Below are 14200 nucleotides of genomic sequence, written 5' to 3' on the forward strand. Positions count from 1 at the left end.
ACGCTGGAGGAAGAAAGGCGGATGCCGTAGTCCCTCTTGAGGATCACCGCTATCTTGTGCTTGGACCAGGCGGGGTGCTCTCTCCTTAAGTCGCAGATGAGCTGGATCGTCTGCCAGGGGATCTCCGAGACCCTTTTCCTTTTCGGGGTGCGGGGGAGGTCCTCCAGTCCCCTGAGCCCCCGTTTCAGGTACCTCTTCAGCCACTTGTAGAAGGTGGTGGGGGAGATGGCGAAGTGGCGGCAGGTCATCCTGGCATTTCCGCAGCTGCGAAAGTGCTCTATCCAGCGCAGCCTCCTTCTGGCCTCCTTGGAGAGGACCTCGCCCATCATTCTCTCCAACTCCCATTGATGGGGAAGCCTGGTGTGGTAGATACTAGTAGTGGTTCCAACTGAACCCTTCATTTGGACACCTCCTTGCTCTGCTTCGTTTATCACAAAGCAAGTATAGGGGGTGTCCACCATGTTTCTGAACCTGGGCACAACGTGTTTGCATGTTTAAGTTTTCACAATATATGAGAATCGGCATCGAAACGACGGCTGTGCCGATGGGAACTATCATCCCCCGCCCTGACATCCGCCTTACCTCATCCTTCCAGGTCAACCCTCAAAGGGGGTAGCCGGGATAAGAAAAGGGGTAAGGGTAAGTCGATCACCCTCCTCGATCCTTGCTGGATAGGAGAAACAAGGTGTCAGGCCTCGAATCGGGATATCCCTGTGGGTATTTTTTTCTGTTACCCCCTTACTGGTGAGCGGTACATAACAAGAATGAGCCTCGTGAGTCACAGTGTTTAAGGGGTATTTACTCTTGCGATTCGCCGCTCGCCTGAGAGCAAGATTAAGGCCGTTTCTTATTCGAGCAATGGAAGCAATTCTTTTTCTCGTGCCCTATGTTCAGATATAGACAAGAATTCGGTTTAGCCGTCTTTTCCTGCACAGGTTATTCTTACCAATATCCACCAGGCCGAGAATCTTATCCTCGCGATGAGGGCGGTAATGTATAAAAATTTGTGTCTGGATTACTAGAGCCATAATAAATAGCCTTCCTCTTGCAAGGCAAGCAACCAAACAAGGAGAAAGGCTATGGCTAAACGTGAAGAACATGCTTCAAGGGAAATGGTCACACAGGTAAGGGAAGAGGTCAAGCAGAGAGAGAAGGCCATCATGCAGCGTCTCATGGCCGAGGAAAGAGAGCTCTTCCTGGAAGAGCACTCAGAAGACAAGGGCAATGGTTTCTACGAGCGCTCCCTGCTCACCTCAAGCGGGCTCATCGAGGACTTGAGGGTGCCCAGAACGCGCTCGGGGGAATTCTACCCAGCCCTGCTTCCGGGAAGGAGAAGGGCCTCCATAGATATGGGAGACCTTGTGCTTCTGCTCTTCGAGTGCGGTGTCAGCACCCGCAAGGTCCAGCAGGTGCTGGAGCTCTACTACGGCACCTACTACTCCCACGCCAGCATCGCCAGGCTCGCCAGCGTGACCCTGGAGAAGATCGAGGTCTGGAGGATGCGTCCCTTGAAGAGAAGGTATTTCTCCCTCCACATGGACGCCTGCTTCCTCTCCTTGAAGAGGGGATCCTACAAGAAGGAGCCCGTCTATATCGTCCAGGGCACCGACCACGAAGGCTCAAGGGAGATCCTGTGCTTCTTCCTCATGGGGAGTGAGGGGGAAAGCGCCCGCGCTTGGCGCGAGATCTTCGCCGAGCTCAAGGAGAGGGGCGTGGAGCACATAGATATCGTTGTTTCCGACGACCTTTCCGGGATAGAGGAGGCCGTGGCCTCGGTCTTCCCCTCCGCCGACCATCAGCTCTGCTTGGTACACGCCATTCGTGCCTCCCAGAGAAAGGCGAGAAGGCTGGACTGGGAGAAGGTCTCAGGTGGCCTCAAGGCCGTCTACGGGGCGAGCTGCAGGGCCGAGGCCGAAGCCGCCTTCGGCGCCTTCTCGGAGGCCTGGAAGAAGCGCTATCCGCACCTGGTGCGCTATTGGAGGGAGAACCTGCCTCACCTTCTCACCTTCCTCTCCTACCCGCAGCAACTCAGGCCCCATATATACACCACCAACCAGCTGGAGAGGATCAACAAGGAAGTGAAGAGGAGGTGTAAGGCCATCGAGGTCTTCTCGTCGGAGGAGAGCCTCTTGACCGTACTCTATCTTGTGTTGAAATCGGAGAACGAAAAGCTCTCCCGAAGGAAGCTCAGGGGTTTTAAAGATCTGGTCTGGGAGGAAGGTTGACATGCGGACACAATAAACTTGACGCTATCCATGACCCCTCGAGGAAAATTAATAAGATTTAACACCAATAGGATTTTCAATAAGATTTGATATTATGGGCTGGGACAGAGCGGTAGCGCTATCAGGAATGCCCGCAGGCAAGAACGAGGGAGAGGCGGCCGCTGGGCTTCCGGAAGAGCTGCCACCACCGGCGCCAGAGCTGGCCCTCGGAATGGTCGGACCCTTTTCCGGGCGGGTTTTCCGGGCTGGGAACCTTGCAGCGGCTCTGACCGCCGAATCATATCCATGGTTGGAGAGTTGATCAGGGAACCCCCTGGAGCAGGCAAATGATTACAGCGAGGCAGTCCAAGAGCAGGATGGTCATAAGGTGCGACGCGAAACGGGTTAGGAGGATCACCATATACGGGCTTTTCCTTGTCATGTTCTTCATCGTCCCGGCCATCGTGTTCGCCATCAAGGACGGGGTCGACATCAACAGCGCGTCCGATCTCTCCGCAAAACTGGTCTTCCCGGCGGTAGCCCTGGTGGGGACAGTCACCGTTCTCTATCGCGAGAGAAGCCTGATCATCATCGATAAGGCAAAGGGCATCCTGGTGATCAGGCGCCCTGCCGATCGCGAAATGGCCGGCTCATATCCTCTCGATGCTGTAAGCGAAGTGAGGCTCCGCCATCACGGGAATCCTTACTACTTCCCGAAACTGAGCATACTCCTGAGCGGTGGCCAGGAGGTCATATTGAGCAGCGACGTTCTTCTCGCCATGCCCCTGGCGCCTGCGGTGCCTCTGCATGATCACGTGAAAAGAGAGCGAGCCCTGGGAAGGGACATCGCTGCCTTTATCGGTGTCCCCTTCCGGGAAATAAAGGGCGGGGACGTAGCCTTCGGCCTGGATCAGGCGGATAAAGAAGTGGGCGGGGCTGACGGTGACGAAAAAGAAACGTGAAGGCGAGCACCGCCTGATCAACGCCTGGTATCTGGTCGTTTTTACGGAAAATCTGGCGGAGAGGGTGGGATTCGAACCCACGGAGCCCCGCGAAGGGCTCAACGGTTTTCGAGACCGCCCCATTCGTCCGCTCTGGCACCTCTCCGCGTATCCCTATTATAGGGCGGTGCGTCATTGCGGCAAATCCCGGCCGGCTCCCGGCCCCCCGCCGGACGCGGGTACACGCCGTCGGGGGCTCGCAGGGAGAAGGGCGCCCGCGGGAAGCAGCGCGGGAAGTAAAGGGCCGGCACGGAGGAACGACGTGCACGGGGCTCGCAGGGGGAGGGGTGTCCGCGGGATCGATCGGGCCTGTTTTCGCTCAGATTTCCTTCTCCGCCCGGATCATCCCGTATCCCATCAGCCCTTCGTTGAAGGCCTTCTCCAGGCCTGTGCAGGCACGGGCGAAGGCGTCCGCATACCTTGCGGCTTGCGCTTCCGTCGCCCTGTCCCGGAAGCGCAGGGCGTTCTCTCTCCAGCGGGGTAGGGTGGGAAGCACTTTCTCCGTGATGTTCACCACCCGTATGCGCGCGAAGCCCGCCTCCACCAGGAGGTCGCAGAGAGAACCCATACTGAGCACCCGTGCGGGCCCCCAGACGTCGGGAGCGAATAGGTTCGCCCTGGCCTCGGCGAGGAAGTGCCGCAGCCCCCGCAGGAAAGGCAGGGACCCCAACTGCGCCAGGTCGCAGAGCACCAGCCGGCCGCCGCCCCTCAATACCCTGTGACATTCGCGGAAAAGGGCCCTCTTGTCCTGAACGGGATGCACGGCCTCCATGATCCACACCAGGTCGAAAGAGCTGTCGGGAAAACCGTTGTCCATTCCGTCGGCCACCGTGAAGCGCACCTTGTCGATCCCCTTCTGTCGCGCGCTCTCGGCGGCAAGGCGCACCCCCCGCTCGCTGGTGGAGATGCCTTCCACGGCGCAGCCGTACTTCCCGTGGATGTAGAGGGCGGGTGCGCCCACGCCGCAGCCCACGTCAAGGACCCGGCTCTCCCCGGAAAGATCGCACAGGGCGAGCATCCTGTCGATCATGGCGCGGGCCGCCTCGGCAAGCTCCATGTCCGGGGTCGCGAAATAACCGAAGTGCAGGTTATCCCCCATGAATTCCAGCCACGCGTCGGTGACGCGGTCGTAATGGACGGCTGGATCCCGGGCCATGCAAAGCACCCCCCTGCGCACCGTTCCGGCCTGCATCTTCCCTCGCAACCCGTATTATAAGCGACGGCTTGGGCAACCGGCAGGAAGCTGCGCCGGATACGGAGGTCAGTCCAGGACGAGCAGGTAAAGGGTGGAGGGCACGTGTATGCCGCCCCTTTCTTCCTGGCTCACGTGGCCGAAGATCACCCTTTTCCCGTCGGGACTCCACGTCGCCTCGGTTATCTGCCGGGCATGCGGGTCGTATTCCTCGTGCTCCGGGTCCGTGAAGAAGGTCAGCCTCGTCTTGTTCCCGCCGTCCGCGTCCATCATCCACAGCTCCTCGCCGTCTCCCGGGTACCCCTGCGCCGCGCACCAGGCGATCTTCCCGCCGTCCGGCGAAAACTCCGGGTTTTCGTCGTGGACGAACGGCGTGTCCGTCAGGCGGCGCAGCAAGGATCCCCCGAGGTCGCATACGTAGATGTCGCCCCAGAATCCCTGTCCTCCATTTTCTTCCAGGTCGGTAAAACTGCCGGCGAGAGCGCCGTCTCCGGGGATGAAACCCGTTCCCTCGATAAGGGTGAAACCCTCGGGCGGGTCCACGGCACGGATGTTGGATATCTTCGGCTCCCCGCCCTCGAAGGAGATGTCCGCCAGCTTCACCCTCCAGGCTCCCAGCTCCTCTCCCTGCCGGTACCACACGTTCTCCCAGCCCCAGTAGGAACCCGGATGTCCCTGCAGGCCGGGCGCCCGCGGGTCCTCGTCGGGATCGGAGGGCTTGCCGTGCGGATATTTCTCCATGGAGAATTCCTCGTTCCAGTAGAGCGTCCTCCCGTCGTGTGAAAAGCTGGGCCTGATGACGCCCCAGTTCTCCGGGTAATCGGTGATGCGCCAGAAGCGGCTGCCGTCTCTGGTCATTATCCAGACATTGTGATTGCGTCCGATGCCCGGCCGCGCCGTGGCCCCCGTGCCCTTCCTGGGATACCCCGCGTTCTCGGCGGTGAAGACCAGGTACTCGCCGCAGGGGTGCCAGGAGGGCTGGCCTTTCCAGCCGGTACCGGCCAGGGCGGGATTTCCGGCGGTCAGGCACCTGGCACCCGACCCGTCCGGCCTGCTGACGTACACGTCGTAGGTGATGCCCTGCGGGTCGCCGGGGTCCTCCCTCTCCCTGGTGAAGGCGACGGCCTCTCCGTCCGGGGACCACTTCGGAAACGCCCCCTCCCCTATCGCCCGCAGGCTTTTCACCGTGATCGCTTCCGGTGATCCGCCCCCGGCGTCGCCGGGGACCGCGGGCTCTTTCCTTACGCATGACGTCGCGTATGCGCCGGCCGCCAGGCCGAAGAGAAGGAGGGCGGACAGGAAAGCCGAGGCCTTCCTTCCCGCGGCGGATCCTGCCATCCCGTCACCGTCCCCGTTGCCGTGATCCCGAAACCGGCTTCCCGCTCGGCATATGCAAGATCTCCATGTGTTTATCATCAATCACCGCCGCTTTGCCCGCCGCTCATACCCTTAGTTTCTCCCTCTCCCGGACATGCGGCGAAAGCCGGTGGGCGTTCAACGCCGCCAAAGGGGCATCTCCCCGCACGGGGAGGATAACCTGCCCCTATAGGCCCAAAGGCGCGCCACAGAAGGCGTCTTCCCGCATGGGGAGGATAACCCGTCAATCGTCCGAGGAACGCCGCGCCCGGAAGAAGTCCCGCAGGAGGGAGAGGCATTCCCGCTCCAGGATGCCGTCGATGACCACCAGGCGGTGGTGGACGGTCTCGTCACTCACCAGGTTGTAGCGGCTGCCCGCCGCCCCCAGCTTGAGGTCGCGGGCGCCGAAGACGAGCCTCGCCACCCGCGCCTGCACCATCGCCCCGGCGCACATGGGGCAGGGCTCCAGGGTCACGTACATGGTGGTCCCTTCCAGCCGCCATGCTCCCAGGTGAGCCGCCCCCTCCGACAGGGCAAGCATCTCCGCGTGGTCCAGGGGGTTTCCCGTGGCCTCGCGCCGGTTACGGGCGCGGGCGATCACCTCCCCGTCCTTCACCAGCACCGCGCCCACCGGCACCTCGCCCTCACCCGCCGCCAGGCGGGCCTCCTCCAGGGCCATGAGCATGAAGTCCCTGTCGCGCATCGTCCGCTCCGGCTATCTCCAACGCACTCCCGTTCCGGTTATCCCTGCCCCTGCCTTCCCTTGTCCCCGCCCCGGTCCTTCCGCTCGCGCGCCCTCCCGGCGTATTCTCGCCGCACCCTCTCCATGCCACGTCGGCAAACGCCGCTGCCGGTGCCGACCCGGATTCAGGATAATGCCCGGGCATCGGGTCACGGAGGCCGGCACCGCGGCACGGCGCGCCTAACGGCTCCTTTCATCGCGGTAGTCTTCCAGTAACTGGTAAACGTCCTCCCTGTCGAGAGTATTCCCGAAGTAGTCGTGCAGGCGTCCTCCCCTTCCCCACAGGGGCTCCTCGCCGAACCAGGCCTCGGGCGGGCGGTCCTCCTCCGGCCCCAAACCTTCGCGCGCGTTGAGGTCCAGGTAGAGCTCCCAGGCCGCTGCGGCCTTCCGCATCATCTCCTCCACGGAGAGCTCCACCCCCGTCACCGCGGCCAGCAGGTCCCTCACCAGCCCGGCGTGGTAGAAGCGGTTTACCTGGTAGCGATTGCAGATCCCCAGGGAACTGAAGAGGCTGAACCAGTCCTCGGCGTAGCGGGTGAGCCGGCCTACGTTCAGCCCCCAGGGCGGCGAGAAGATGCGCTCCAGCGCCTCCTTCCCCACCCCCATCCTCTCCGTGAGGCGGCGCAGCCTCTCCTCCGGGAGGCCCGGCACGTAGGTGGCCGAGCCGGCGCTGGCCGAGGTGGGACCGCGCGGCGAGACGAGCTGCTCGAACTCCATGGTGCCCAGGCCGCTCACCCGGGGGTCATACAGGCAGTCCTGGCCGCGAACCAGCACCGTGTAGCGCCGGGTGTCCTCGCCGAAGTAGTCCAGGGCTCCCCTCCAGCCGTCGGCCAGGGCCGCCCCGATATCTCCCCGGCGCTCCGTGACCCGCAGGGCCAGTTCGCGCAGGATGCCCGCTCCCCGCACCAGGGGTATGCCCTCCGCGTCCTCCTCGCGCAGGATGCCGTGCTCGCGCAGCTCCAGGAGGTAGGCCGCCTGCCAGCTCAGGGTCATGAAGTCAAGGCCCAGGTCGTCCAGGAGAGCCAGCGCGGAAGCCGCCTCCTCCGCGTCCCGCATCCCCAGGGCGCAGCCGATGATGGCGGCGTTTAGGAAGGAGGTGGAATAGACGGTCTCCCCCGTGGAGGGCAGGAACAGCTCGTCCTTGTCCGCCAGGAAACACGAGGGGCAGGATATGCGGCGCTTCTTCAGCTTGAGATAAGCGGCGGGGCCGAACCTCCCGGTCGCCTCCTCCAGGTCCTTTTCCGTGGCGCCGTGTGGCAGGAGTTGGGCGGCGTACATGGGCCAGGCGCCGATCATGCCCAGCTCGGCCGCCGCCTCCCTCATGTCATATTTTTCCAGGCGCTGGTAGAGGCCCGCAAGCAGTTCGCGCAGACGGGCGGGGTCCGCCACTTTTACCGACCCATTTCCCCTGACCAGCACCGCCTTGAGGTTCTTGGCTCCCAGCACCGCCGCCAGCCCGCCGCGCCCCAGGGTGGCGCAGGCGTCGACCATGGCCAGGGAGGAATGCACGAGGTTCTCACCCGCGGGACCGATGGCCAGGACCGAAAAGCCGGGGTATCCTTCCCAGAGGGCCCGGGTGGTATCCAGGATTCCCTTTCCCCACAGGCCGGAGGCGGGCACCAGCTCCACTTTTTCGCCCTCTATCAACAGCACGGTGGGGGACGGCGCGGCGCCCCTTATCACCAGGTGATCCCATCCCGCCCACTTCAGGTTGGCCCCCAGCCCCATGCTCCCCGAGGCGGAGGCCACGGCCCCGGTGAGGGGAAAGCGCGCGTTGGCCATCACCCGGGAGGCTCCCGGCACCGCCGTGCCCACCAGCGGCCCCGCCCCCAGGACCACCGGGTTGTCCGGCGAGAAGGGGTCCGTGCCGGGCCGGCAGAGCTCCATGCACAGCCGGTTGTTGACCCCGAAGCCCCCCAGGTAGTCCTCCGCGAAGGAACGCGGGTATTCGACTGCGCTCGTCTCCCCGCTCTCCAGTTCGACGGCGAGCAGTCGCCCCGTGTATCCGCCTTCCACTATCCCCTCCTCCCCCGCTCCTCGCTCGAGTCCTCCAGTGCACCGTAGGGGCAGTAGGCGGCGCAGCGCGCGCACTCGTCGCACTCCGGGAGGAAGACGGCGCTCACCGCTACGCCCTTCACGTCGAGCCTTATCCGGCTCAGGGAAGGTCCGCATTCCCCCTCGTGGAAAAGGGAGCAGACCAGCTGGCAGTTCCTGCACCCCGCGCACGACTCCGCGTGATGGATCATCTACCCTCCATGTCGCTGCCTCTTCTTCCTGCCCCTATTCTACTTCTTTTCCGCGACTGCGGTCTCCGGCGGGGCGGCCCTGTCCTCAATCGCAGGTCCGGTAACCCGTGAACCGTCTCCATTATGGCCACGGGCCGTCACGGCGACGGCTTTTTCCTATCTTGCAACCCCTTGCTGTCGACTTTTCCTTTCTCATCGTCTGCCTGGCTCCACGGGAATGGAGGAGGGAAGACATGAGATCCCCTGGTCCGAGCGTGAATTTCTTTTTCCAAACAAAAAGCGAGCCAGGACATGAGATATCTTATCTTCACGAAGCCTGGTCGAGTCACCCTTCCTTTAAAGGCAGGGTCATACCTTGTCGATAAAACGTGTGGTGTCTGCTTTGGTAAGAGGGTGAGAGGTAGGCAAGATGAGACCTACAACCGGGCAAGAGATGCGCAGGCTGTTATGGGCCATTTCCCTGCTGGTGCTCCTCCTGGTGCTGGCCATCATCGCCTACTTCATCACCGACATCACCATCACCTACAACCGCAACATCGAGGACAACAGGGAGAAGGTCATCCAGGAATCGGTGCGCGGCCTGCAGGAAACGCAATCATCGCTGATCACGGGCGGTTTTTCCCCGGAACTCATGGAGGTCTTCAACCAGGACCTCTTCAAGAAGATAGTAGGCGGCGACCTTGATACCCTGTACAGGGTCGGGGTGCTGATAACCCTCAACTTCTATCCCGTCGACTACGTGGGGTTCATCGCCGACGGCGAGCTGGTGGAGTACGGCTCCCGGAAGGGGCTCTCCGTCGACCCCGCGGAGCTGTCCACGGAGCCGCCCGAGGATGACTACCAGGTGCTGGACCGGCTGGGAGGAAGCGAGGGCTTCTTCATCTCCGTCTTCCTGCCTGCGGACTTCGGCGCGATGGGACTGGGGCAAGGCAAGATATACGCCAACATGATCATCGACCGCAGCGAGGAGATGGAGGAGATCGAGACCTACTTCCGCGACCAGCGCAACAGCCTGCTGGTGAGGCTCCTCATCGCCGCCGCCGTGGCGATCATCGCCTCCCTGCTGGTGACCACCTTCGGGCTGCGCCACTTCACGCGCAAGTACGTGGTGGACCCCATCGAGAAGATCAACCGCCAGGCCCGGGAGATCATGGAGGGGACCTTCCGGGGCGAGGTGGAGGTGGACGAGAGAAGCGCCTACGCGCCCCTGCAGGGGCTGCTGCGCAGCGGCCACAAGGTGCTCGCCCGCATGGACGAGGAGCTCCGGGAGTGATGTCCGCGAGGGTCGACCCTCTGGAAACCAATGCGATCGACCCTCCATCGCATCGCTGCCGGCAAACCGGGGGTGATCGCAGCGTGAGGCGATACGTCCTAAACGGGATGCAGGAGGAAAAGGGTCCGTGCCTTGCGCACAACTATGCAAGCTACTAAAGGGGGAGGCGCGGGGTGACGATAAAGCAAACGCTTATTGTCTTATCAGGTCAGATCCGTGAAGGGGGCGGAGATGAAAGCAGTTACAGGTCAAGAGATGCGCAGGCTGTTATGGGCCATCTCCCTGCTGGTGCTCCTACTGCTGCTGGCCATCGTCGCCTACTTCATCACCGACATCACCATCACCTACAACCGCAACATCGAGGACAACAGGGAGAAGGTCATCCAGGAATCGGTGCGCGGCCTGCAGGACATGAACTCCTTGATGGTCCTCAGCCGCGGAATCTCCCCGGAGCTCATGGAGGTCTTCAACAAGGACCTCTTAAAAGAGATGATGGGGGGTGACCTGGAGGCCCTTTACAGGGCCGGGGTAGCGGTGGGCCTCAACATGTATCCCATCGACTACGTGGGGTTCATCGCCGACGGCAAGTTGATGAGATACGGCACCCGGAAGGGGGTTTCCGTCGATACCACGGAGTTGCCCACGGAGCCGCCCGAGGGTGACTACCAGGTGCTGGACCGGCTGGGAGGGAGCGAGGGCTTCTTCATCTCCGTCTTCACGCCCTTGGACTTGAGCATATTGGGATTGGAAGAGGGCCCGATATACGTAAACATGATCGTCGACCGCAGCGAGGAGATGGAGGAGATCGAGTCCTACTTCCGCGACCAGCGCAACAGCCTGTTGGTAAGGCTGTTCATCGCCGCCGCCGTGGCGATCATCGCCTCCCTGCTTTTAACCACCTTCGGGCTGCGCCACTTCACGCGCAAGTACGTGGTGGACCCCATCGAGAAGATCAACCGCCAGGCCCGGGAGATCATGGAGGGGACCTTCCGGGGCGAGGTGGAGGTGGACGAGAGAAGCGCCTACGCGCCCCTGCAGGGGCTGCTGCGCAGCGGCCACAAGGTGCTCAGCCGGATGGACGAGGAGTTGAAGGGATGATCGCCTGCCAACCGGCAGCGACCGGACTAAGGCAATAAAGTTTGGCAGGATTTTAAACGATAATATGGTAAGAATCGCGCCCTCGCAGGCGCCCGGGCCGGGGCGAGGAGGGTAGAGGAGGGAACATTGGCGAATAAGCTGGCGCAGGAGATAGAGAAGATACTCTCCGAGGCGGTGGGCGACTTCATCGCCAAGGCCACGGTGAAGAAGAACTGCGAGCTCATCGGGTGCACCCCGGATACCGTATCCGTGGAGCATCTCCCCGAGCTGGCCGAAAAGATAAACAAGTCGGTCTCCTTTTTCTCCGGGAAGGACGTGGGAGGCTCCCTGGCGGAGAAGATCAAGGCCCTCAAGGCCTGAGGCTGCGGGCAACCCCTTTAAAGGTCATCGCGAGCAACCCCCCCTAAACGTCATTGCGAGCAGTCCCCCCTAAACGTCATTGCGAGCAACCCCCCTAAACGTCATTGCGAGCAACCCCCCCTAAACGTCATTGCGAGCAAAGCGAAGCAATCTCACTGGAAGCGTCATGGCGAGGAGTCCCCTTAAACGTCATCGCGAGGAGCGGAGCGGCGAAGCGATCTCCTCCGGGCCTTGCCACCCCTCCCGGTACCCGTGCCTTTTGCCTTCTCCCGGGGAGATTGCTTCGTCGGCGCTGGCGCGCCTCCTCGCAATGACATTAAGAGAACGCGCCTCCTCGCAATGACGGGAACGGGGCGCAACGCCCTGGGGTCGCACCTCATCCGTTGCCTTCGTCAACACCTTTGTGCCTGACCCCACTTGTTGCCTTGGATGAACCATTCCCCGCGTGCCTGTGACCCCGTGCCCGGACCTCTTTGCCTTACCATTCGCGCTAGGAGAGGCCGAGGGCATCCAGTAAATCTCGCAAGCGGCCCAGCCTGTCCGCGTACCTCTCCTCGCGGTTAAGCGGGCCGCAATCCGAGAGTACGTGTTTCTCCTGCAGCAGCAGGAGGGCGAAGGCCAGGCATCCCCGCTCGCCGCACTCGCGGCAGTTGGTCCGGGGGAGCAGGCCGTATATGTCCAGGGGCTTGATCTTCACCTTCTTCTCGTAAACGGGCTCGATCTCCTCACGGTGTTCTTGCACGTAGTTGAGCCGCTCCGCGAGCCAGGACAGCGTTTCCTCGGCGTCGGGGACATCGTCCGCCTTGGCGATGGTCACCTTGCGCGGGTAAACGGTCACCAAGCGCGGCCCCTTGGTGAAGGTCAGGGCGGGTCGCTCGGGCACGTAGGTGGCGTTGGCCAGCAGTGCGTTGAGGTAGGGAAGGAGCTCGCTCACGTCCACCGGGATGCGGGCGATGAGCCTTATCTTCGTCTCGTCGGCGAAGCATGGCTCCACGTGTTCTATGTCGATTCTTTCCAAGAACATGCCTCCTGCCTTTGCTGCCTTGTTCTCTTGTTATCTTGTTATCTTGTTATCTTGTTATCTTGCTCTCTTGCTCTCTTGCTCTCTTGCTCTCTTGTTGTCTTGCTCTCTTGCCGCCTTGCCGCCTTGCCGCCTTGACGTGACCGGCCGCGGATGCCGAGGTGCCGGGCCGCCCCCCGCTATTTCCTCCCTGCTCTCTTCAGGGTCCAGCCTCTCGGGGAGAGGACTCTTTCCGCCTCCCTCACCGACTCCTCCAGCCCGCCCGTGGTTCCTTCCAGGATAAGAAAATTACCCCCGCAGAGATCCCCGTCCCTCCACAACGCGCGCGGCAGGGGCAGGAAGGCGTCTCCCAGGACCAGCCGGAGGATGGCCACGGCCAGGCACAGGCGGTCCCGTTCCTCCTCCGTGACCTCCTCCCGGGGAAGCAGGGGAACCAGGTTCCCGCTGCCCACCGGGCCCGGACGGTTGTCCCGTAGGAAGACCATCTCGTCGGCCAGCTCCCCCAAATCCAGCCGGAAAAGGTCGTCCCTCCGCAGGAGGACCTGGCGCACCCCGAAGTCCCTCACCAGCTCCCCCGCGAGACCGGGCAGCCGGTCGGCGTAGACCACCACCACGATTCCCTCTCCCAGGACGCGGCGGAAATCCCCCGCCTCCCAGGGAAGGCCGTCCATCTCCCCCAGGTCCAGGACCAGGTGGACAAGCCCCAGGGAGGACATCTCCCTCACCGTCTCCTCCATGCGCCCGAGGTCCGCGTCAACATCCCCGTAATGCCCGACCGTATCCCCGTCCGGACCGGACCGGTCCCGGCGGCCGGCGATCCTCAGGACCGCCGCGGCGGTCATCCAGCCTCCGGAGAGGGTACGGGCCAGGTCCTCCGCCGCGCGCCGCACCAGCTCCTCCCCGGGGCCTGGCCGGACGAGAGCGGCGATGTCCTCGCGTTCCAGCTCGTTTTTTGTGGAAATCTTTACCAATACATTCCCGATGCCGGGGAACGCGGAAGCTTCCGAGGCGTAGGATCGCAGGATATCGGCAACGGCGTCCGTTTCCGCCTTCTCCGGGTGAAGCACGGCCTTGATCAGCACGCCTTTTTTCTCCAGGAATCCCGCCGCCGCCTCCCCTTCGTCGCCGGGAAGGGCGATGGCGGTCGTGCACAGCTCCCCCGCCTGCGGGGGCGCGGGAACCAGCCGCAAGCGGAATCCCTCCTCCTTGAGCAACGCCTCGGCGCGCAGCATGTGATGGGTGGAGGGAAAGACGATCACCGCCTCCCTGTCAACCGCCAAGTCTTCACCTTTCCGGTCCGACCTCTCCCGCCTGCAGGGCCTGTACCACATCCTCCATGTCGGGCACCCTGCCGTTGGCCACCAGCTTCCCGTCCACGGCCACGGCGGGGAGAACATAACGCAGGGAGAAGGCGATGCGCGAGGCGAAATCCTCCTCGCCCGCCTCGCGCAGGTAAGCGGCCAGCCTGCGCAGGCCTTCGGCGTAGGCTTCATACTGCTCCATGGCATAGCGGATTATCTCCGCCGATGGATATTTCTCCGTTACCGCGTCCATGAACATCTCCAGCCGGGAGAGCTTCTCCGTGTCCCGCAGGAAGGCGGCCCCGGAACAGGCACAGGCCGGAGCGGGGATGAAGAACTCGATCCTCTTGACCTCCCCGGACATATCCACGCCTCCTTCCATGGTAAGCCTCCCCGTTGATCATCC

Annotated in this window: 14 protein-coding genes and 1 tRNA gene; 5 read left to right on the forward strand and 10 right to left on the reverse strand. The window is 62.7% G+C overall.

What is annotated here, in order from left to right; all coding sequences use genetic code 11:
• Positions 1 to 401, reverse strand: a 401-nt coding sequence (locus H5T73_02820) for a helix-turn-helix domain containing protein (GenBank protein MBC7246701.1), incomplete at its 3' end; no start/stop codon positions are given.
• 678 nt (positions 402 to 1079) lie between these two features.
• On the opposite strand from H5T73_02820, the gene H5T73_02825 reads away from it, so the two are divergent.
• Complete coding sequence (locus H5T73_02825; GenBank protein MBC7246702.1) at positions 1080 to 2225, forward strand: IS256 family transposase; 1146 nt, start codon at positions 1080 to 1082, stop codon at positions 2223 to 2225.
• Between the two features lie 326 nt (positions 2226 to 2551).
• Complete coding sequence (locus tag H5T73_02830) at positions 2552 to 3166, forward strand: hypothetical protein (protein ID MBC7246703.1); 615 nt, start codon at positions 2552 to 2554, stop codon at positions 3164 to 3166.
• A gap of 53 nt (positions 3167 to 3219) precedes the next feature.
• Here H5T73_02830 and H5T73_02835 read toward each other — a convergent pair.
• The 6 genes from H5T73_02835 to H5T73_02860 form a co-directional block, all read right to left on the reverse strand.
• Positions 3220 to 3311, reverse strand: a tRNA-Ser gene (locus H5T73_02835).
• A gap of 213 nt (positions 3312 to 3524) precedes the next feature.
• Complete coding sequence (locus H5T73_02840; protein MBC7246704.1) at positions 3525 to 4361, reverse strand: methyltransferase domain-containing protein; 837 nt, start codon at positions 4359 to 4361, stop codon at positions 3525 to 3527.
• 105 nt (positions 4362 to 4466) lie between these two features.
• Complete coding sequence (locus tag H5T73_02845; GenBank protein MBC7246705.1) at positions 4467 to 5735, reverse strand: PD40 domain-containing protein; 1269 nt, start codon at positions 5733 to 5735, stop codon at positions 4467 to 4469.
• Positions 5736 to 5997: 262 nt separating this feature from the next.
• Entirely contained in the window at positions 5998 to 6456 is a 459-nt protein-coding gene (locus tag H5T73_02850) for a nucleoside deaminase (GenBank protein MBC7246706.1), read from the reverse strand.
• Between the two features lie 219 nt (positions 6457 to 6675).
• Positions 6676 to 8511 (reverse strand): hypothetical protein, encoded by a 1836-nt coding sequence (locus H5T73_02855; protein ID MBC7246707.1) that lies wholly within the window; start codon positions 8509 to 8511, stop codon positions 6676 to 6678.
• Positions 8511 to 8741, reverse strand: coding sequence for a hypothetical protein (locus tag H5T73_02860; GenBank protein MBC7246708.1), 231 nt, complete (start codon positions 8739 to 8741; stop codon positions 8511 to 8513). Before H5T73_02860 ends, H5T73_02855 begins: the two co-directional genes overlap by 1 nt.
• Positions 8742 to 9150: 409 nt before the next feature.
• On the opposite strand from H5T73_02860, the gene H5T73_02865 reads away from it, so the two are divergent.
• From H5T73_02865 to H5T73_02875, 3 genes are all read left to right on the forward strand, one after another.
• Positions 9151 to 10014, forward strand: a complete 864-nt coding sequence (locus H5T73_02865) for a hypothetical protein (protein ID MBC7246709.1) — start codon at positions 9151 to 9153, stop codon at positions 10012 to 10014.
• A 255-nt stretch (positions 10015 to 10269) separates the two neighbouring features.
• Positions 10270 to 11112, forward strand: a complete 843-nt coding sequence (locus tag H5T73_02870; GenBank protein MBC7246710.1) for a hypothetical protein — start codon at positions 10270 to 10272, stop codon at positions 11110 to 11112.
• A 126-nt stretch (positions 11113 to 11238) separates the two neighbouring features.
• Positions 11239 to 11472: a hypothetical protein gene (locus H5T73_02875; GenBank protein ID MBC7246711.1), complete on the forward strand. Its 234-nt coding sequence runs from the start codon at positions 11239 to 11241 to the stop codon at positions 11470 to 11472.
• A gap of 490 nt (positions 11473 to 11962) precedes the next feature.
• Here H5T73_02875 and H5T73_02880 read toward each other — a convergent pair whose 3' ends face one another.
• From H5T73_02880 to H5T73_02890, 3 genes are all read right to left on the reverse strand, one after another.
• Positions 11963 to 12490: a Fe-S cluster protein gene (locus H5T73_02880; protein ID MBC7246712.1), complete on the reverse strand. Its 528-nt coding sequence runs from the start codon at positions 12488 to 12490 to the stop codon at positions 11963 to 11965.
• 182 nt (positions 12491 to 12672) lie between these two features.
• Positions 12673 to 13773: a DUF3343 domain-containing protein gene (locus tag H5T73_02885; GenBank protein ID MBC7246713.1), complete on the reverse strand. Its 1101-nt coding sequence runs from the start codon at positions 13771 to 13773 to the stop codon at positions 12673 to 12675.
• A gap of 4 nt (positions 13774 to 13777) precedes the next feature.
• Positions 13778 to 14176: a hypothetical protein gene (locus tag H5T73_02890; protein MBC7246714.1), complete on the reverse strand. Its 399-nt coding sequence runs from the start codon at positions 14174 to 14176 to the stop codon at positions 13778 to 13780.
• Positions 14177 to 14200 lie beyond the last annotated feature (24 nt).

The sequence above is a fragment of the Actinomycetota bacterium genome (assembly GCA_014360655.1).
GTDB lineage: Bacteria > Actinomycetota > Geothermincolia > Geothermincolales > RBG-13-55-18 > JACIXC01.